Below are 19196 nucleotides of genomic sequence, written 5' to 3' on the forward strand. Positions count from 1 at the left end.
GAGCCTCGGGGCGCGTGGGCCGAGCCTCGCCCAGGCGCGCCTGGGCGAGGCGTCCGTCCTCCTCGCCTAACGTGGGGGAGTGACATCCGGAACCTCGCGCGGCCGCCTGCGCGTGCTCGGCATCGACCCGGGCCTGACGCGCTGCGGCGTGGGTGTCGTCGACGTCGCTCCGGATCGCTCGGCGGTCCTCGTGCACGTGGGAGTAGTCCGGTCGGATCCCGGCGCCCCGATCGAGGAGCGGCTGGCGCTGATCGCGACCGGGCTCCGCGCTGTCCTCGACGCCCACTCTCCTGACGTCGTCGCCGTGGAGCGCGTGTTCGCGCAGCACAACCGCGCGACGGTGATGGGCACCGCGCAGGCGAGCGGCATCGCCCTGCTCGTGGCGGGGGAGCGCGGCATCGCCGCGGCCACGCACACGCCGTCCGAAGTGAAGGCGGCGATCACGGGGTACGGAAACGCCGACAAGCGGCAGGTGCAGACCATGGTCGCCCGCGTGCTCCGGCTGGACGAGCTCCCCAAGCCCGCCGATGCCGCAGACGCGCTGGCCCTGGCGCTCTGCCACGCCTGGCGCGGGTCGCCGGCGACGGCGGCGGCATCCGGTCCTCTCACTCCGGCCCAGCGGGCATGGGCCGACGCGGAGCGTCTCTCGCGCCGCTGAGCCGAGGCGGCGCCGATCCGCCGTGCCGGGCGCGTGTCGCTCGAACAAACGTCCGAACCGCATCGTAGGCTCGAGCCATGATCTCCTCAGTCCGCGGCACCGCCGTGCACGTCGATGCGGATGCGGTCGTGGTCGAGGTCGGGGGAGTCGGCCTCCACGTGGCGGTGACACCCCAAGTGGCGCGCAGCACGCACCTCGGCGACGCGGTCACGCTCCACACGTCGCTCATCGTCCGCGAGGACGCACTGTCGCTGTTCGGCTTCGAGTCGCGCGAAGAGCTGGCCGTGTTCGGCCAGCTGCTGGGAGTGACCGGCGTCGGCCCGAAGTCCGCGCTCGGTGTGCTCGCGACGCTGACCGTGCCGCAGATCGCCGATGCCGTGGCGGCCGACGACGACGCCCCGTTCCGCCGCGTCTCGGGTATCGGCCCGAAGACCGCCAAGCTCATCGTGCTGCAGCTGGCCGGCAAGATCGCGGTGACACGGCCCGCTGCGACCGGCGGGACGGATGCCGCGACCGCCGCCGCGATACCCGCACAGGTCGTGCAGGCGCTGGTCGGGCTCGGCTGGTCCGAGCGCGTCGCGATCGATGCCGTCGAGACCGTGGCGGCCGATGCGGCCGATGCGGATCGCTCGTCGGTGCCGGCACTGCTGCGCCGCACCCTCGCCGCCCTCGGCCCCGCGCGGAAGGAGCCGGTGAGTGGTTGACGTGCGCGAAGCCGAAGAGCCCGTCGACGAGACGGAGCTCGCGATCGAGGGTGCGCTGCGACCTTCCTCGCTGGCCGAGTTCGTCGGCCAGCAGAAGGTGCGCGGCCAGATGCAGCTGCTGCTCGACGCCGCGCGCATCCAGCAGCGACCCGCCGACCACATCCTGCTGTCCGGTCCTCCCGGGCTGGGCAAGACCACGCTCGCGATGATCGTGGCGTACGAGAGCGGGCGCCCTCTCCGCCTGTCGAGCGGTCCGGCGATCCAGCACGCGGGCGACCTCGCCGCGCTGCTGTCCAGTCTCACGCCCGGCGAGGTGCTCTTCATCGACGAGGTGCACCGCATGGCGCGCGCCGCCGAGGAGATGCTGTACCTCGCGATGGAGGACTTCCGCATCGACATCATGGTCGGCAAGGGGGCCGGCGCGACGAGCATCCCGCTCGACTTGGCGCCGTTCACCCTCGTCGGCGCGACGACGCGGTCGGGGCTCCTTCCCAATCCGCTGCGCGACCGGTTCGGCTTCACCGCCCACCTCGAGTACTACGAGCCGGAGGAGCTCGAGCGGGTCATCGAGCGCTCCGCCGCCATGCTCGGCGTCACCCTGCCACCCGCCGCCCGCGCCGAGATCGCGCGGCGCTCGCGCGGCACGCCCCGCATCGCGAACCGCCTGCTGCGCCGCGTGCGCGACTACCTCGTGGTTCACGGCCGCACGGGGGCCGACATCGCCGCCGTCGACGCCGCGCTCGACCTCTACGACGTCGACCGGATCGGCCTCGACCGTCTCGACCGCGCCGTGCTCGACGCGCTCGTGCGCCGCTTCCGCGGCGGCCCGGTGGGACTCGGAACGCTCTCGGTCGCGGTCGGCGAAGAGCCCGACACGATCGAGTCCGTCGTCGAGCCGTACCTCGTGCGCATCGGATTCATGGGACGCACACCGCGGGGGCGCATCGCCACGCCCGAGGCCTACGCCCACCTGGGGGTGCCGGCGGCAGACTCGGTGCTGGGATTCGATGACCTATAATCGCTGGAGGCTCACGCCCACCCCCGCCTGCAAGGCAACGCCGCCCACGGCGACTGCCTCCCCCGAAAGGTGCTTCCAGCTCCCATGGACTTCGCTACGTTCCTGAGCAACTACGGCCTCATCATCCTGTTGGTCGTGCTCCTCGTCTTCATGTTCTGGAGCTCGCGCCGCCGCATGCAGAAGCAGAAGGCCGAGCAGGAGGAGAAGGCCCGCCAGACGGTGCCCGGCTCCGAGGTGCTGCTGCAGGGCGGTCTGTACGGCACGATCGTCTCGTACGACGCCGACAACCTCGACCAGCCCGCGATCGTCGAGCTCGCCCCCGGCGTGCAGATCAAGGTCCACAGCCAGGCCATCCTCCGCGTCGTGACCCCCGAGGTCGGCTCGGTCACCGAGGACGAGTATCTCGCCGCCGAGGAGAGCCACGCCGAGTACGCCGAAGGCGTCGCGAACGGCGACATCAGCTCGATCAGCGACGACCAGAGCGCCACGGGCAAGGACAAGACCGAGCCCGACGCCGAACCCGGCACGAAGTCGCAGGGCTGAAGCCCCGTCCGTTCGCCCGTTCGGGCTCTCAAGAAAGCAAAGACGTGGCGACATCCACTCCCGTCCGGCATGCATGGCGCGCGCTGACCGGACTCCTCGCGATCACCGCGCTCCTGTTCGGCATCAACGCCCTCGGCGTGTACGTGTTCGGACAGAGCTCCTGGACGCCCGCACTGGCGCTCGACCTGCAGGGCGGCACGCAGATCGTCCTCGAGGCGCAGACCGAGGACGGCGCCGACCCCTCTGCTGAGCAGATGGAGCAGGCGGTCACGATCATCCGCCAGCGTGTCGACGCCTCCGGCGTCGGCGAGGCCGAGGTGACGACTCAAGCCGGTAACCAGATCGTCGTGCAGATCCCGGGTCAGGCCGACGAAGAGACTCGCAACCGCATCGAGGCGTCCGCGCAGCTCCAGTTGCGCGCCGTGCTGCATGCGGGCGAGCCGGCCAACACGTTCGTCGGCGAAGACGGCACCGCCACGCCATATCCCACGCCGGACCCGTCCCTCCAGGCCACGCCGACGACGGCGCCGACCAACGGCAGCGACACCGCGTGGATCACGCCGGCGCTGCAGGCGGAGTTCCTCGCCTACGACTGCGCCGACCCGGCCAACGACCCCGCGAACGCACCGGCCGACGAGCCGCTGATCACGTGCGAGGCCGACGGCAGTGTCAAGTACATCCTCGGCCCGGTCGAGCTCGACGGCTCGTCGATCGACGATGCGACGTTCGGCCTGCAGCAGACCAACAACCAGTGGGCGGTCAACCTCTCGTTCGACGGTGAGGGCACGACGACGTTCGGCGAGATCAGCCAGCGGCTGTACGGCGCGCAGGCACCGCTGAACCAGTTCGCGTTCGTGCTCGACGGCTACGTCCTCTCGGCACCGTCGATGAACGGCGTGATCCTCGACGGCAAGCCGAGCATCACGGGCAGCTTCACGCAGGAGACCGCGAAGGTCCTCGCCGACCAGCTGAAGTACGGCGCGCTGCCGCTGAGTTTCACCGTCGAGAGCTCGAACTCGATCTCGGCGACGCTCGGTTCGCAGCAGCTGCAGATCGGGCTCATCGCCGGCCTCATCGGCCTGGTGCTCGTCGCGATCTACTCGCTCATCGTCTACCGCGCGCTGGGCTTCATCATCATCGCGTCGCTGGCGGTGATGGCAGTGCTGACCTACGTCACTCTCTGCATCCTCGCCTGGCGCATGGGCTTCCGCCTCTCGCTCGCCGGTGTCGCCGGCCTGATCGTGACGATCGGCTTCACGGCGGACTCGTTCATCGTCTACTTCGAACGCATCCGAGACGAGCTGCGTGACGGCAAGTCGATCACGTCGGCCGTCGAAGACGGCTGGGGTCGCGCGAAGCGCACGATCTACATCTCGAAGTCGATCAACATCCTCGCCGCCGTGGTGCTGTACATCCTGGCCGATTCGACGGTCAAGGGCTTCGCCTTCACGCTCGGCCTGACGACGGCGATCGACGTCCTCATCTTCATCCTGTTCACGCACCCGGTGCTGCAGCTGCTGGCGCGCACGCGATTCTTCGGGTCGGGGCATCCGCTGTCCGGGCTCGACCCGACGGCTCTCGGAGCTGTCTACCGCGGCCGGGCGCAGTTCCGCGAGCCGGTGCTCGCTGCCGGCGCCGCCGGACGCCGCAACGTCAAGGCGCGCGGCGAAGCCGCCCGCCGCCAGACCATCGCGGAACGCAAGCAGTCCGAACTGGCCGCCGCCGACAGCGCGAAACCCGGCAAGACCGTCAAGGAGGGAGACGACTGATGCGCTCCATGAGCCAGCTCGGCAACGACCTCTACACGGGCAAGACCTCGTTCCCCTTCGTCGGGCGGCGACGCCTGTGGTTCCTCATCGCCGCCCTCCTCGTGATCGGCTCGGCGCTGGTGCCGCTGTTCCGCCCGATCCAGTTCTCGATCGAGTTCACCGGCGGATCCCAGTTCACCGTGAGCGGCGTGGCGTCGCCGGTCGACCAGTCGCTCGCGACCGACGCCGTGCTCTCTGTCGTGCCGGAAGCGACGACGAAGGTCGTCACGATCGGCGACGACGCGGTGCGGGTTCAGACCGATCAGGTGACGGATGCCGAGAGCCGCGAAATCTCCGCGGCCCTCGCCGAGGCGTACGACGTGCCCGAGAGCGAAGTCAGCTACGCCTTCATCGGTCCCAGCTGGGGCGCCGATGTCACGCGAACGTCGCTGTGGGGCCTCGCGATCTTCCTCGCCCTGACGTTCATCATCCTGGCGCTGTACTTCCGCACCTGGAAGATGTCGGTCTCGGCCATCATCGGCCTGGTGGATGTGCTCGTCATCACGATCGGCGTGTACGCGCTGTTCGGCTTCGAGATCTCGCCCGCCGCCGTCATCGGCTTCCTGACGATCCTCTCGTACGCGCTGTACGACACGACGGTCGTGTTCGACAAGATCAGAGAGAACACGAGCGAAGACGGCGAGGTCTCGGGGCGCACGTTCGGCGAGTCCGTGAACCTCGCAGTGAACCAGACCCTCGTGCGGTCCATCAACACGACGATCGTCGCGATCCTGCCGACCGGTGCGATCCTGTTCATCGGGCTCATCTGGGCCGGTGCGCAGACGCTCACCGACCTGTCGCTGTCGATCTTCGTGGGAACGATCGTGGCCGCGTACTCGACGATCTTCGTCGCGGCGCCACTGTACTCGCTGCTGCGTGAGAACGAGCAGCCGATCAAGACGCGCGACACGCGCGTCGTGGCGGCGCGCGAGCTGGCAGGTACCCCGGCCTGAGGCCTCGCCGCTCGGGCGTAGGATTGGGAGGTCCGGCGGAGGGGAGGGGATCATCGCATGACCGAGACCGTTCCCCCCGCCCAGTCCTCGTCCCTGCGACGCCTGGTGCCGCGGATCTTCTCGCGCTCCGCGCGCCGGGATGACGTAGAGCAGCTGCTGCGGACGGTGCGCACGCACCATCCGAAGGGCGATCTGTCGATCGTCGAGCGCGCCTACTCGGCGGCCGAGAAGGCGCACTCCGGGCAGGCGCGCCAGAGCGGCGAGCCGTACATCACGCATCCGCTGGCCGTGGCGCAGATCCTCGCGGATCTCGGTCTCGGGCCTCGGGCCATCGCCGCGGCGCTGCTGCACGACACGGTCGAGGACACCGAGTACTCCCTCGAGACGCTCACCAGTGAGTTCGGCGACGAAGTCGCCATGCTCGTGGACGGCGTGACCAAGCTCGACAAGGTCAAGTACGGCGAGAGCGCCCAGGCCGAGACCGTCCGCAAGATGATCGTGGCGATGTCGCGCGACATCCGCGTGCTCCTCATCAAGCTTGCTGATCGCCTCCACAACGCCCGCACCTGGGGCTTCGTCCCGCCCGAGAAGGCACGCAAGAAGGCGACCGAGACACTCGAGATCTACGCGCCGCTCGCACACCGGCTCGGCATCCAGGCGATCAAGTCCGAGCTCGAGGACCTCTCGTTCGCGGTGCTGCACCCGAAGCTCTACGCCGAGATCGACAGCCTCGTGAAGCAGCGCACTCCGCAGCGCGAGCAGTACGTGCAGAACGTCATCGACGCCGTCGACAGCGACCTTCGCGAACTGCGCATCCGCGGTCGCGTGATGGGCAGGCCGAAGCAGCTGTACTCCGTCTACCAGAAGATGGTCGTCCGCGGTCGCGAGTTCGACGACATCTACGATCTCATCGGCATCCGCGTGCTCGTCGGCAGCGTCCGCGACTGCTACGCGGTGCTGGGCGCCATCCACGCACGCTGGACGCCCCTTCCGGGGCGCTTCAAGGACTACATCGCCACGCCGAAGTTCAACCTCTACCAGTCGCTGCACACCACGGTCATCGGCCCGGGCGGCCGCACCGTCGAGATCCAGATCCGCACGCACGAGATGCACCAGCAGGCGGAGTACGGCGTCGCGGCGCATTGGAAGTACAAAGAGCAGATGAACGGCGCCAAGCCGGACTCCAAGTCTCTCGACACCGACATGGCGTGGCTCGCCCACATCTCCGACTGGCAGGCCGAGACGGCCGACCCCGGGGAGTTCCTCGATTCCCTGCGCTTCGAGATCGGTGCGAAGGAGGTCTACGTCTTCACGCCGAAGGGGCGCGTGATCGGGCTGCCCGCCGGCGCGACGCCGGTCGACTTCGCGTACGCGGTCCACACCGAGGTCGGCCACCGCACGATGGGCGCCAAGGTCAACGGGCGGCTGGTCCCGCTCGAGTCCGAGCTGAAGAGCGGCGACGTGGTCGAGGTGTTCACCTCGAAGAACCCGGATGCCGGCCCCAGCCAGGACTGGCTCGGCTTCGTGCGGAGCACCCGCGCGCGCAACAAGATCCGGGGCTGGTTCACGAAGGAGCGTCGCGAGGAGGCGATCGAGCAGGGCAAGGAGTCGATCGCGCGCGCGATGCGCCGGCAGAACCTGCCCTTGCAGCGGCTGATGAGCCAGGACTCGTTCACTGAGGTCGCCCACCTGCTGCGCTACGAGGACGTCTCGGCGCTGTACGCCGCGGTCGGCGAAGGCCATGTCTCGACCCAGTCCGTGATCGAGAAGGTCACCGCGCTCGTCGCCGCCAACGACACCACGACCGGTCCGATAGATCTGCCGGTGGTCGGGCGCACCCGCGCACCGCGCGGCGGCGACTCGGGGATCCTCGTGCGCGGCGCCCCCGACATCCTCGTCAAACTCGCGAAGTGCTGCACGCCCGTGCCGGGCGACGAAGTCGTCGGCTTCGTGACCCGCGGGAGCGGCGTCTCGGTGCACCGGACCGACTGCACGAACGTCAAGTCGCTGATGGACGACCCGGAGCGCATGATCGAGGTCGAGTGGGCGCCGACGACGAAGAGCGTGTTCCTCGTCCAGATCCAGGTCGAGGCGCTGGACCGTTCGGGCCTGTTGAGCGACGTCACGCGCGTACTCAGCGAGCACCACGTCAACATCCTGTCGGCGACGGTCTCGACTTCGAACGATCGCCTCGCGCTCAGCCGCTTCGTGTTCGAGATGGGCGACATCGTCCACCTCGATCGTGTGCTCAACGCCGTGCGTCGCATCGACGCCGTCTACGACGTCTACCGCGTGACGTCCTCCTGAAGCCCGGCGACGATCTCTCGCAGGCACCCCAGCGCCGCCCGCTTGTGGGGGAGCACCCCCGTCTCGAGCCGGGCGATCGCGCGGGAAGCGGCATCCTGATCCGCGCCCGCGAGCAGGTGCGCCGCCCGCGTGTGCTCGGCATCTCCGACCCGGGCGAGGTCGGCGAGGGTTCGTTCCGGGTTGGTGACGAGCACGCCACCGATCAGCTGCAGGTCCTCGGCCGCGACGGCGAGGTCGCGATAGACCAGCTGCCGATGCGGGACGACGTGGAGGCGGCGCGGCACCGCGCGCTGCACGGTATGGCGCACGGGCGGCGCCGGCAGCCCGCCGTGGATCCAGGCGGCTGTCAGATGCGTGGCGGCGAGCGTGTCGCCGAGCGTGCGCGCCAGCGAGCCGGCACGCAACGCCCGCGTCTCCACCGCATCCGCGGGCATGTAGGCGTCGCCCAGCGACACGAGGTGCCCGTCGAGGCAGGCGGCCGTCAGCTCCGCACTCGAGAGCCGGTCATCCGCGAAGTAGAGGAAGGGCGATCCCACGTCCGAAGTCTGCCGCACCGTGAACGGAGCACGGATGCCGCAGCACGGCGCCTGTGGACAACCCGGGCGTAGCGCGCACGCCGCGCCCGGGTCTATGACCCCCCTGATGGTGACGGGTGGGGTTTACGGCCTGAGGCTGACGGCTCAGTGGCGACGAATCAGCCGCCCAGCGCCTTGAGCCACGTCCGGCGCGCCTCGAGCGCGTCAGTCGCGGTGGCGATGGCCCGCTTGTCGCCGGACTTCTTCGCCTCCTCGAGTTCGTCCTCGAGCTTGCGGATCGCGTCCGTCAGCTGTCGCGTCATGTCGTTCGCGCGCGCCTTCTGCTCGGGATCGTTGCGCTTCCAGTCCGCCTCTTCCCGCGAGCGCAGCGCGTTCTCGATGCGACGAAGCTCGTCGTCGAGCGAGCGCTCGGTGTCGCGCGGGAAGATCCGGCCCACCTCGTCCCAGCGGCGCTGCACCCCCGTCAGGGTGGCACGAGCCTTCGCGATGTCGCGCTCGTCGGCGACGACCTTCGCTTCTTCGAGCAGCGCGCGCTTGAGCTCGATCTTCTCGCGGGAGGCTTCGAGATCGGCCGTCTCGCGCTCGATCCGCGCGCCGTACAGGGCGTCACCGGCAGCCTTGAACCGCGCCCAGAGCGCGTCATCGACCTTCTTGCCGGCGCGACCGGCCGTCTTCCATTCGTCGAGCAGGTCGCGGTAGGCGGGGATGCCGTCCTCGCCCTTCGTCGCGAGGGCCTCGGCCCGCTCGACCAGGCGCGTCTTGCGGTCGCGAACGCCCTTGTGCGCCTCGTCCAGCTCGGCGTAGAACGCGCGGCGGTGCTTGTCCACCGTCGCGCGAGCGTCGCGGAATCTCTTCCACAGCTGCTGGGCGGTCGACTTCGGCAGCCGCGGGCCGTTCTGCTGCTGCGACTGCCACTGGTCGAAGAGCGAGTTGAGCTCGGACGTGGCCTGCTTCCACTGCACGGTGCGCGGGTCGCGGGCCGCCAGCGCCTCCGCCTTCTCGACGAGTTCCGTCCGCGCCTTCACGGCGTCGTCGACGGCCTCGCGCGCAGCCACGGCCTCGGTCTCGGACTCGGCGGCAAGCGTCTTGGTGAGTGCGGCGACACGGGCGGCGAGGCTCGCGAGATCGCCGACGGCCGCAGCATCCCGTAGCTTGCCGTTGATCGTGCGCGCGGTCGAACGCAGATCCGCGACGGATGCCCCGCCGCGGCGGTGACGCACCTCGAGGAGGGTCACCTCGCTGGCCAGGTCGTTGTACTTGCGCTGGAAGTAGGCGAGCGCCTCTTCGGCAGACCCGTCGGGGTACTGCCCGACGACGCGCCAGCCATCGGCCTCTCGGACCGAGACGGTGCCGTCCTCATCGACGCGGCCCCATGGCTCGTCGGAAGCCGGTGCGGCGGGCGCCATCGCAACGACGTTCTTGGGCGCCGCCGGCTTGGCGGCCGCAACAGGCAGGTCAGCCTCAGCAGGCTCAGCCGCGTCCTCGTCGGTCTCAGCCGCGGGCTCCGCGTCAGCCGCGGTCTCGGCCTCAGCCGCGGGCTCCGCGTCAACCGCGGGCTCGGCCTCAACCGCGGGCTCGAGGTCGGCCTCAGCGACCGGCTCGGGCTCGGCCTCAGTCGCGGGCTCCTCGGCGTCCACCGCGGGCTCGTCGGCGTCCGCTGCCGGTTCGGCATCGGTGTCAGCCGCGGGCTCCGCCTCAGCGGCCGGCTCGGGCTCGCCCCCTGCCGCGGGCTCGGCGTCGGAGGATTCCTCGGCAGAGCCGGAATCCTCGGCCCCTTCCGGGGCGGTGTCGGCGGCTGCCTCGGAAACGGCGTCTTCCGACATCTCCACTTCGTTCGCGGTGACAGCGGCGTCGCTGTCGGGTGCCTCGGGGGCGTCGGTTTCGGGCTGGGAATCTGCTGCGGCAGTCACGGGATGCACCTCATCGCGGCTCGCGCCGTCTGTAGGGAGTAGGACGGCTCACAGCCTAGTACGGCGGATGCCTCGTCTCCGATGGTGCCGCGGCTCGGAGCCCGAGATCTCAGAGCGTCGGGGTGGGTGTCGCGCTCGGCTCGGGCGTCGTCGGCGAAGGAGTCGGCGCGGGCGTGGGCGCTGTGGGCGTCGGCGTGGAAGAGGGCGCGGGCTCTGGGGCACCGGGACCGGCCACGAAGTACACCGTCTGGGCACCTATCAGACCGAGAACCAGAACACCGCCGACGATGCCGGCGATCAGGTTGTCACGCGTGCGGCGGCGTGCCTGCCCCTCATGGAACTGACGCCGCGCCTCGTACAGTCGGGTGCGGTCGCGCGCAGCCCGCGCATCACGGTTCTTGCCACCGTTCGCCACGTGACCTCCTCGTTCGGTTTTCCGTCAGGCTCGTTCGGTCTTGCGTCAGGCTCGTCCACCCTGGCTCACGCTCGCTGCCTCGTGCGCCGCCGTGCGGCGTGAGAGCACCAGGAGTCTCTGTGCCCACGCCTGGGCCCCGGCGTGCACGCGGGTCAGCGCCCCGGGCGGGTTGATCCTACGGGGGCCGCACGGCGGCGACCAAACCGCAGCCGATCCCGTGTCGTGGACGCGGGATAGCCTGGTGAGATGACCGCTCCTGCCCCCTCTTCACGCGCCGGCGGCGCGTCGCGTGGGGCCTCGGGGAGCGGTGGTGCACCGACAGCCCTCTTCCAGGGGTTGACGCCGCTCGCGGTTCGGATGCGTCCGACGTCGCTCGACGAGGTCGCGGGGCAGTCGCACCTGCTCCGGGCGGGCTCGCCTCTCGTGACGCTCGCGAATCCGGATGCCGCGGCCCGCGCCGCGACCTCGGTCACCTTGTGGGGCCCGCCCGGCACAGGCAAGACCACGCTCGCGCAGGCCATCGCCCGTTCGTCGGGCCGGCGCTTCGTCGAGCTGTCGGCGGTCACGGCCGGGGTGAAGGACGTACGCGAGGTCATGCAGGAGGCGCTCACCCAGCGCGACCTGTACGGACAGTCCACGATCCTGTTCCTCGACGAGATCCACCGGTTCACGAAAGCCCAGCAGGACGCGCTGCTGCCGGGCGTCGAGAACGGCTGGGTGGTGCTCATCGCGGCGACCACCGAGAACCCGTCGTTCTCGATCATCTCGCCGCTGCTGTCGCGCTCGCTGCTGCTCACCCTGAAGCCGCTGACCGACGATGACCTCCGCATGCTCCTCGATCGTGCGGTCTCGGATCCCCGCGGGCTGGCCGGAGCGGTCGCGCTCGGCGACGAGGCCCGCGACGCGCTGGTGCGCCTCGCCTCGGGCGACGCCCGGCGGGCGCTGACGGCCCTCGAAGCGGCGGCGTCGCTGGCGGTGCCGGAGGAAGGCGAGAGCGACGAAGACGCGGACGAGGATGCCGCCGACGGCGTCCCGGTGATCTCACCCGACCACGTCGCGCAGGCTGTCGACCGCGCGCTGCTGCGCTACGACCGCCAGGGCGACGAGCACTACGACGTGATCAGCGCCTTCATCAAGTCGATCCGCGGCTCGGACGTCGATGCCGCGATCCACTATCTGGCGCGGATGATCGAGGCGGGGGAGGACCCCCGGTTCATCGCGCGCCGCCTCATCATCTCGGCCGCAGAGGACATCGGGCTCGCCGACCCCCATGCGCTGCCGATGGCGGTGGCCGCCGCCGAGGCGGTGCAGTTCATCGGCATGCCCGAGGGCCGCATCCCCCTGGCGGAGGCGACGGCGTATCTCGCCACGACGGCCAAGTCCAACGCCGCCTACCTCGCGATCAACGCCGCGATCGCCGACGTGCGCGCGGGCGGGTTCGGCCGCGTGCCCGTGCACCTCCGCGACGCGCACTACCCGGGAGCGAAACGCTTGGGCCACGGCAAGGGCTACGTCTACCCGCACGACGCCGAGATCGGCATCGCCGCGCAGCAGTACCTGCCCGACGAACTGCAGGGGCGCCGCTACTACGAGCCGAAAGCACTCGGGGCAGAGCGCGATGTGCAGGCCCGTCTGGAGAAGATCCGCCGCATCCTCGACGGCGAACGCTGACCGCCGGTCACCGCGCGGCGCATCGCGTCGGCCGCACCGCGGGGCGCCCGTGGCGCCCCCAGAAAGGCGGCGCGGCGGATCTGGTAGGGTTGAGGGGCTCGAAACGCAGTTTTCGGGCATCCCCTCTCTTCTTGAACGACCTTCCGGCATGCCCCGGCGTGCAGTCCGGAAAGGGCGAAGACAGGGCGATACGTCCGCGAGCCGTGAAAGCCACGGCAGCGTCATCGAAAGGAACACTTCGTGGCAACGAAGTCCCAGGACCGCCGCAAGGTCCGCCTCTCCCGCGCCCTCGGCGTCGCGCTGACCCCCAAGGCAGCCAAGTACCTCGAGAAGCGCCCCTACGCGCCGGGTGAGCACGGCCGCACCAAGCGCAAGCAGGACAGCGACTACGCCGTCCGCCTCCGCGAGAAGCAGCGTCTGCGCGAGCAGTACGGCATCCGCGAGAAGCAGATGCGCAACACGTTCAACGAGGCCCGCCGCACCCAGGGCCTGACGGGTGAGAACCTCGTCGAGCTCCTCGAGATGCGTCTGGACGCGCTCGTGCTGCGTGCCGGCTTCGCCCGCACCACCGCGCAGGCGCGCCAGCTCGTCGTGCACCGCCACATCCTCGTGGACGGCCAGCTCGTCGACCGCCCGTCGTTCCGCGTGAAGCCGGGCCAGCTCATCCACGTCAAGGCCAAGAGCGAGGGCATCGAGCCCTTCCAGGTCGCAGCGCTCGGCGGTCACGCCGAGGTCCTGCCGCCCGTTCCCGGCTACATCGAGGTCGAGCTCGACAAGCTGCAGGCCCGTCTCGTGCGTCGCCCGAAGCGCGCCGAGGTCCCCGTGGTCTGCGAAGTCCAGCTCGTCGTCGAGTACTACGCGGCGCGCTAAGCGTTTCGTCTCGCTTCGCTCGCTCAACGGCCGAAGCAGAAGGGCGCCGGGTTCACCCCGGCGCCCTTCGTCGTCCCACCCCGAGCGCGGCCGGCAGGGCATGGCCATGACGTTTCCGCTTACGATGGGAGGATGCCGCGCCCCAGCGGCCCGCGAGGAAGTGGTGACATGAAGAACCTCCTGTGGTTCCTGTTCGGCATCGCCGGCGGGTTCGTGCTCGCGCACCTGATGGACAAGGATCCGCGAGGCCACGAGATGCTGGCCGACGTCGACGCCCGCATCACGGAGTTCACCGACCGCATGGGCGACGCCTATCGCGAGCAGGAAGCGCGCTTCGCCGGTCTGGTCGACGACGTGCGGGATGCCGCCGCCGACGCCGTCGGCTCAGCCCGGGCTGCGGCATCCGATGTCGCCGCGAAGGTCGCCGACGCGGCCGATGACGCGGCCGACAAGCTCACCGACTGACCCGCCGCCCCCTTTCCGCGCCTGCGCCCCGGCACCGGTCGCCGGATACCCCAGAACACGCACGCATTCGCACGCACACGCAAGGACCCGTATGAAGACCGCCGAGATCGCACAGCGCTTCCTCGATTACTTCGAGAAGAACGGCCACACCATCGTCCCCTCGGCATCGCTGGTGACCGACGACCCGGCGCTGCTGTTCACGGTGGCCGGCATGGTGCCGTTCATCCCGTACCTCTCGGGCGACGTCCCTGCGCCGTATGCGCGTGCTGCCGACAACCAGAAGTGCATCCGCACCAACGACATCGAAGAGGTCGGCAAGACGCCGCGTCACGGCACCTTCTTCCAGATGCTGGGCAACTGGTCGTTCGGCGACTACTTCAAGGAAGGCGCCATCCGGTACGCCTGGGATCTGCTGACGAGTCCTGAAGCCGACGGCGGACTCGGCTTCGATCAGAAGGACCTGTGGGTCACCGTCTACGAAGAGGACGACGAGGCGCACGATCTCTGGCTGAAGCTCACCGACTTGCCCGAGGAGCGCATCCAGCGCCTCGGCAAGGACACGAACTACTGGAGCACCGGCCTTCCGGGGCCCGCCGGTCCGTGCTCGGAGATCTTCTTCGACCGTGGTCCGGAGTACGGGATCGACGGTGGCCCCGCCACCGACGACGACCGTTACGTCGAGATCTGGAACCTCGTGTTCATGCAGTACGAGATCACCAACGTGCGCTCGAAGTACGACTTCGACATCGTCGGCGAACTCCCGAACAAGAACATCGACACCGGCATGGGCCTGGAGCGCATCGCGTTCATCAAGCAGGGCGTCGACAACATGTACGAGACCGACCAGGTGCGTCCGGTGCTCGACAAGGCGGTCGGGCTGTCGGGCCGCACGTACGGCGCGAACCACGAAGACGACGTGCGGTTCCGCGTGGTCGCCGACCACATCCGCTCGTCGCTGATGCTCATGTCGGACGGCGTCACGCCCGCGAACGACGGCCGGGGCTACATCCTGCGCCGCCTCATGCGCCGTGCGATCCGCTCCATGCGCCTGCTCGGCGTCGACGGGCCGACGTTCAGCGTCCTGTTCGAGGCGTCCCGCGACGCCATGAAGGACGCCTACCCGGTCGTCGAGGCCGACTGGGCGCGCATCTCGCAGTACGCCCTCGCCGAAGAGGCGACCTTCCTCCGCACGCTCGCGGCGGGGGAGTCCCTGCTGGACGAGTCGCTCGCCGAGACCAAGGCCACCGGCGGCAGCACGCTGACCGGCTCGGAGGCGTTCCTGCTGCACGACACCTACGGCTTCCCGATCGACCTGACGCTCGAGATCGCCGAGGAGGCGGGGCTCAGCGTCGACCGTGCAGCGTTCGACGGACTGATGCAGGAGCAGCGCGCACGTGCCAAGGCGGACGCACGGGCGCGCAAGCGCCAGCTCGCCGACACGAGCGTGTACCGCGACCTGCGTGCCCACGGCGAGACCGTCTTCACGGGCTACACCGACCTCGAGGCGGAGTCGCAGGTGCTCGGCGTCCTCGTCGACGGCGTCTCGGTCGACCGCGCGAGCGTCGGCCAGATCGCCGAGGTGATCCTGGCCGAGACCGCGCTCTACGCCGAGTCGGGCGGCCAGGTCGCCGACAAGGGCGTCATCGTCGGCCCGGGCTACGAGCTCGAGGTGCTCGACGTTCAGAAGCCGGTTCCCGGGCTCATCAGCCACACCGTCGAGGTCTCCATCGGCGAGGTCGGCGTGGGTCAGCCCGCGACGACGGTGGTGGATGCCGCGAACCGCCGCGCCGCCCGTCAGGCCCACTCCGCGACCCACCTGGTGCACGCGGCGCTCCGCGACACGCTGGGCAAGACCGCGACGCAGGCCGGTTCGCTGAACCGGGCCGGCTACATGCGCTTCGACTTCTCGTGGGGTCAGGCCCTGTCGGACGACACCAAGTCCGAGATCGAGGAGATCGCGAACAACGCGGTGCGCGACAACCTCGAGGTGACCACGCGCGTCCTCGCCCTCGATGAGGCCAAGTCGCTCGGCGCGATGGCGCTGTTCGGCGAGAAGTACGGCGACACCGTGCGCATGGTCGACATCGGCGGCCCCTGGTCGCGCGAGCTCTGCGCCGGCACGCACGTGTCGACGAGCGCCGAGATCGGCATAATCAGCCTCGTCGGCGAGTCGTCGGTGGGCGCGTCCAACCGGCGGGTCGAGGCGCTCGTCGGCCTCGACGCGTTCCGCTCGCTGGCCGCTGAGCGCGCCCTCGTGTCGCAGCTCACCTCGTCGCTGAAGGCGCCGCGCGAGCAGCTGCCCGCCCGCATCGCCGAGCTTCAGGCGAGCCTCAAGGCGGCCGAGAAGAAGATCGCGGCGTTCGAGTCCAAGGCTCTCGGCGATCGCCTTCCCGCCCTCGCCGCCGGCGCGACGCGCGTGGGCGACACGCTCGTGGTCGCGGAGTCGCTCGGCACCGCGGCATCCGCCGACGACGTCCGCTCGCTGGCGCTGCAGGTGCGCGAGCGCCTCGGCTCCGAGGCCGCCGTGGTGGCACTCGGGGCGGTGGTGAACGACCGTCCCGTCGTGATCGTCGCGACCAACGACGCCGCGCGGACGGCCGGCGCCAAGGCGGGCGCGCTCGCGAAGGGCGCGGCCGGTGTGCTCGGCGGCGGCGGCGGCGGACGCGACGACGTCGCCCAGGGCGGTGGGACGGATGCCGCGGCCCTGCCTTCGGCGCTGACCGCCGTGAAGGACGCGCTCGCCGCGTGAACGGCCGGTGCCGATGAGCGATTTCAGGCGGGGCCGGCGGCTCGGCATCGACGTGGGCAAAGCCCGCGTGGGTGTGGCGACGTGCGATCCCGACGGTCTGCTCGCCACGCCGGTCGAGACGGTGCCGCGTGACGACGCATCGGTGGGGCGGATCACGGCCCTCGCCGAGGAGTATTCCGCGGTCGAACTGCTCGTGGGCCTGCCGATGAATCTGCGCGGTGAGGACACTGCGTCGACGCAGGACGCCCGGGACTTCGCCGCGGCCCTGGCTGCGGCATCCGCTCTTCCGGTGCGGCTCGTCGACGAGCGGCTGTCGACCGTGTCGGCACACGCGGCACTGCGCAGTTCGGGCAGATCCCAGCGTTCTTCGCGTACCATCGTTGACCAGGTCGCCGCGGTCGTCCTGCTCCAGCAAGCGCTCGACGTCGAGAAGAGCACCGGACGACCCCCCGGAACCCCCGTCCCCCAGGAGCCCGCCTGATGCCCGACTCATCGCCCGACGGCGAAGCAGTTCCCCCGTCGCGCCGCGCTGCCCGCGAAGCGGCCAGGCGAGCGGCGACGGGTGAGACGCCGACTCAGGCTGGGGCTGCGCCGACTCCCGCGCCGGCGGCTCCCGCACCGGCGGAGGCGGCAACGACCTGGGAATCACTCATCACAGGCGCCACACCCATCGTCGGGAGCGGTCCCACCGCGCCGGCCGCTCCGGCGGCCCCGCCGCCCGCCGCGGAGCCCGCGCCGGGGAGCGGGTTCCAGCCCGTCCCGTTGCGCACGCCCCGGCCGACGACGGAGCCGGTCGACATCGTCGAATCGTCCGCCGCGGACGACTCGTGGATCTTCGCCGGTGCCGGCGTGGGTCCCGCCATGCCGTACAGCCGTTCCGGGGCCGCCTCGACCGCGCCGGGCTCCGCCGCATCGCCGGCGGGGCCGACCGCGTCGGCCCCATCAGCGGCACCTCGGGATGCCCGGCGCGAGCAGGCGCGACAGGCGCCCGTCGCGACCCTCGACGATCTGTTCAGCGGTTCGACCTCGACGGAGGACATCGGGAACGTGCCGCCAGCGAAGAACAAGAAGCGCCGCCGCATCGGCGGCTGGATCGCCCTCGGCGTCGTGCTGCTGATCCTCGGCGGCATCGCCGGCGGCGCGTACTACGTGTGGACGACGTACGAAGACCAGATCCGCGAGGTCATGGGCTGGGAAGAGCCCAAGGACTACGAGGCGGGCCTCGCGAACGGCGAGACGTACGTGACGATCGCCCAGGGCGACACCGGCTCGCCGATCTCGCAGTCGCTGTTCGACGCCGGTGTGACGAAGACCGCCGACGCGTTCTACGACTACCTCATCACGAGCGGGCAGAACCCGATGTTCCAGCCGGGCGTGTACAAGCTCCAGAAGCAGATGACGAGCGAGGCGGCGCTGGCGGCGCTCCTCGATGCGGCGAACAAGCAGGAGTTCACCGCGCAGATCCCCGAGGGCTACACCGTCGACGGCACGCTCGAGCGGATCTCCGAGGGCACCGGCATCCCGCTCGCCGATCTGCAGGCCGCCGCCGCCGACGCGTCTGCGTACGGCGTCCCCGTCGATCCGGCGATCGTCGCGACAGGGGGGCAGCCGCTCGAAGGATGGCTGTTCCCGGCGACGTACACGTTCGACCCCAGCGTGACGGCGCAGTCGGCGATCCAGACGCTCGTCGACCGCACGGTGCAGTCGCTCGATGCCGCCGGCGTTCCCGTCGAGAGGCGCCAGGAGATCCTCACGACCGCGTCGATCATCCAGCGCGAGGCGCGCTACGAGGTCGACATGCAGAAGGTCTCGCGGGTCATCCTCAACCGTCTCGATCCCGGCAACCAAGAGACCTTCGGCAAGCTGCAGATGGACTCGACGGCGCAGTACGGCTTCGGCGAAATGCACGACGGCACGGTGAGCTCGTCTGAAGAGGCGCTGAACGATCCGAACCCGTGGAACACGTACTACCACACGGGGCTGCCGATCGGTCCGATCTCCAACCCCGGCGACGTCGCCATCAACGCCGCGATGCACCCGGCGGACGGGCCGTGGCTGTACTTCGTGACGGTCAACCTGGACACCGGCGAGACCCAGTTCACGAGCACGTACAGCGAGCACCTGAAATACGTGGACCAGTGGCAGCAGTGGTGCAGCGAACACCCGGACCAGGGGTGCTGAGCCCGCGCGCGACGCGTCTGGAGGTCTGGGGCGATCCGATCGCGCACAGCCGCTCGCCGCAGCTGCACGCCGCCGCCTATGAGGTGCTCGGCCTGGACTGGTCGTACGGGCTCCGCCGGGTCGACGAGGCGTCGTTCGCGGCGGAGTTCGCCGACCTCGACGACAGCTGGCGCGGCCTCTCGCTCACGATGCCGCTCAAGGGCGTCGCGTTCGCGGCGGCGTCCACCCACGACCGCCGGGCCGAGCTGACGGGAGCCGTCAACACACTGCTGCTCGACCTCGCCGGCGCGCGCGGCTTCAACACCGATGTCGGCGGCATCGTGCGGGCCCTGGCCGATGACGACATCACCGACGTGGCACGCGCCCGCATCGTCGGCGCCGGCGCGACGGCGACCTCGGCGTCGACGT

16 protein-coding genes and 1 pseudogene are annotated in these 19196 nt (G+C 70.2%); 14 read left to right on the plus strand and 3 right to left on the minus strand.

Annotated elements, in window-relative coordinates:
• Window positions 1–79: 79 nt before the first annotated feature.
• The 7 genes from ruvC to B1729_RS18245 all read left to right on the plus strand — a co-directional run bounded on the left by ruvC (window position 80) and on the right by B1729_RS18245 (window position 7991).
• Window positions 80–658, plus strand: a complete 579-nt coding sequence (ruvC, locus tag B1729_RS18215; protein ID WP_204260008.1) for a crossover junction endodeoxyribonuclease RuvC — start codon at window positions 80–82, stop codon at window positions 656–658.
• A 77-nt stretch (window positions 659–735) separates the two neighbouring features.
• Window positions 736–1362, plus strand: a complete 627-nt coding sequence (ruvA, locus tag B1729_RS18220) for a Holliday junction branch migration protein RuvA (RefSeq protein ID WP_163617150.1) — start codon at window positions 736–738, stop codon at window positions 1360–1362.
• On the plus strand, window positions 1355–2380 hold the full coding sequence (ruvB, locus tag B1729_RS18225) for a Holliday junction branch migration DNA helicase RuvB (RefSeq protein ID WP_163634179.1): 1026 nt from the start codon (window positions 1355–1357) through the stop codon (window positions 2378–2380). The genes ruvA and ruvB overlap by 8 nt, the downstream gene beginning before the upstream one ends.
• An 84-nt stretch (window positions 2381–2464) precedes the next feature.
• The gene (locus tag B1729_RS18230) at window positions 2465–2923 is read left to right on the plus strand and encodes a preprotein translocase subunit YajC (protein ID WP_163617148.1); all 459 of its coding nucleotides are present in this window, start codon (window positions 2465–2467) and stop codon (window positions 2921–2923) included.
• Window positions 2924–2967: 44 nt separating this feature from the next.
• Window positions 2968–4692 (plus strand): protein translocase subunit SecD, encoded by a 1725-nt coding sequence (gene secD, locus B1729_RS18235; protein WP_163617147.1) that lies wholly within the window; start codon window positions 2968–2970, stop codon window positions 4690–4692.
• Window positions 4692–5684 (plus strand): protein translocase subunit SecF, encoded by a 993-nt coding sequence (secF, locus tag B1729_RS18240; protein WP_163634181.1) that lies wholly within the window; start codon window positions 4692–4694, stop codon window positions 5682–5684. The genes secD and secF overlap by 1 nt, the downstream gene beginning before the upstream one ends.
• 57 nt (window positions 5685–5741) lie before the next feature.
• A complete protein-coding gene (locus B1729_RS18245; RefSeq protein WP_163617145.1) occupies window positions 5742–7991 on the plus strand; it encodes a bifunctional (p)ppGpp synthetase/guanosine-3',5'-bis(diphosphate) 3'-pyrophosphohydrolase in 2250 nt (749 codons plus the stop codon).
• Here B1729_RS18245 and B1729_RS18250 read toward each other — a convergent pair.
• The 3 genes from B1729_RS18250 to B1729_RS18260 form a co-directional block, all read right to left on the minus strand.
• A complete protein-coding gene (locus tag B1729_RS18250) occupies window positions 7970–8527 on the minus strand; it encodes a hypothetical protein (RefSeq protein ID WP_163634183.1) in 558 nt (185 codons plus the stop codon). The genes B1729_RS18245 and B1729_RS18250 overlap by 22 nt on opposite strands.
• A gap of 158 nt (window positions 8528–8685) precedes the next feature.
• Window positions 8686–10437 carry a DUF349 domain-containing protein gene (locus tag B1729_RS18255; protein ID WP_345770831.1) on the minus strand — a complete coding sequence of 584 codons (1752 nt, stop codon included), beginning with the start codon at window positions 10435–10437 and terminating at the stop codon, window positions 8686–8688.
• 109 nt (window positions 10438–10546) lie between these two features.
• Window positions 10547–10852, minus strand: a complete 306-nt coding sequence (locus tag B1729_RS18260; RefSeq protein ID WP_163617143.1) for a dioxygenase — start codon at window positions 10850–10852, stop codon at window positions 10547–10549.
• Between the two features lie 357 nt (window positions 10853–11209).
• Here B1729_RS18260 and B1729_RS18265 point away from each other — a divergent pair, with 357 nt between their 5' ends.
• The 7 genes and pseudogenes from B1729_RS18265 to B1729_RS18295 all read left to right on the plus strand — a co-directional run.
• Window positions 11210–12523: a replication-associated recombination protein A gene (locus B1729_RS18265; protein WP_163634189.1), complete on the plus strand. Its 1314-nt coding sequence runs from the start codon at window positions 11210–11212 to the stop codon at window positions 12521–12523.
• Between the two features lie 240 nt (window positions 12524–12763).
• Complete coding sequence (gene rpsD, locus B1729_RS18270) at window positions 12764–13393, plus strand: 30S ribosomal protein S4 (RefSeq protein ID WP_163617142.1); 630 nt, start codon at window positions 12764–12766, stop codon at window positions 13391–13393.
• Between the two features lie 168 nt (window positions 13394–13561).
• Complete coding sequence (locus B1729_RS18275) at window positions 13562–13858, plus strand: ATPase (RefSeq protein WP_163617141.1); 297 nt, start codon at window positions 13562–13564, stop codon at window positions 13856–13858.
• A 91-nt stretch (window positions 13859–13949) separates the two neighbouring features.
• Window positions 13950–16607: an alanine--tRNA ligase gene (gene alaS, locus B1729_RS18280; RefSeq protein ID WP_163634185.1), complete on the plus strand. Its 2658-nt coding sequence runs from the start codon at window positions 13950–13952 to the stop codon at window positions 16605–16607.
• A 13-nt stretch (window positions 16608–16620) separates the two neighbouring features.
• Window positions 16621–17088, plus strand: coding sequence for a Holliday junction resolvase RuvX (ruvX, locus tag B1729_RS18285; RefSeq protein WP_163634187.1), 468 nt, complete (start codon window positions 16621–16623; stop codon window positions 17086–17088).
• Window positions 17088–18788 carry an endolytic transglycosylase MltG gene (mltG, locus tag B1729_RS18290; RefSeq protein ID WP_239539706.1) on the plus strand — a complete coding sequence of 567 codons (1701 nt, stop codon included), beginning with the start codon at window positions 17088–17090 and terminating at the stop codon, window positions 18786–18788. The genes ruvX and mltG overlap by 1 nt, the downstream gene beginning before the upstream one ends.
• Window positions 18782–19196 (plus strand): annotated as a pseudogene (locus B1729_RS18295) (shikimate dehydrogenase); the annotation flags it as partial. The gene mltG and the pseudogene B1729_RS18295, both read left to right, overlap by 7 nt.

It is taken from the genome of Microbacterium sp. B35-04 (assembly GCF_010634885.1).
GTDB lineage: Bacteria > Actinomycetota > Actinomycetes > Actinomycetales > Microbacteriaceae > Microbacterium.

Coding starts and splice junctions, on each gene's coding strand:
- B1729_RS18265 (WP_163634189.1), top strand. CDS start 11,210: ATGCGTCCGACGTCGCTCGACGAGGTCGCGGGGCAGTCGCACCTGCTC.
- secF (WP_163634181.1), top strand. CDS start 4,692: ATGCGCTCCATGAGCCAGCTCGGCAACGACCTCTACACGGGCAAGACC.
- B1729_RS18275 (WP_163617141.1), top strand. CDS start 13,562: ATGAAGAACCTCCTGTGGTTCCTGTTCGGCATCGCCGGCGGGTTCGTG.
- ruvX (WP_163634187.1), top strand. CDS start 16,621: ATGAGCGATTTCAGGCGGGGCCGGCGGCTCGGCATCGACGTGGGCAAA.
- mltG (WP_239539706.1), top strand. CDS start 17,088: ATGCCCGACTCATCGCCCGACGGCGAAGCAGTTCCCCCGTCGCGCCGC.
- B1729_RS18245 (WP_163617145.1), top strand. CDS start 5,742: ATGACCGAGACCGTTCCCCCCGCCCAGTCCTCGTCCCTGCGACGCCTG.
- B1729_RS18230 (WP_163617148.1), top strand. CDS start 2,465: ATGGACTTCGCTACGTTCCTGAGCAACTACGGCCTCATCATCCTGTTG.
- alaS (WP_163634185.1), top strand. CDS start 13,950: ATGAAGACCGCCGAGATCGCACAGCGCTTCCTCGATTACTTCGAGAAG.
- ruvA (WP_163617150.1), top strand. CDS start 736: ATGATCTCCTCAGTCCGCGGCACCGCCGTGCACGTCGATGCGGATGCG.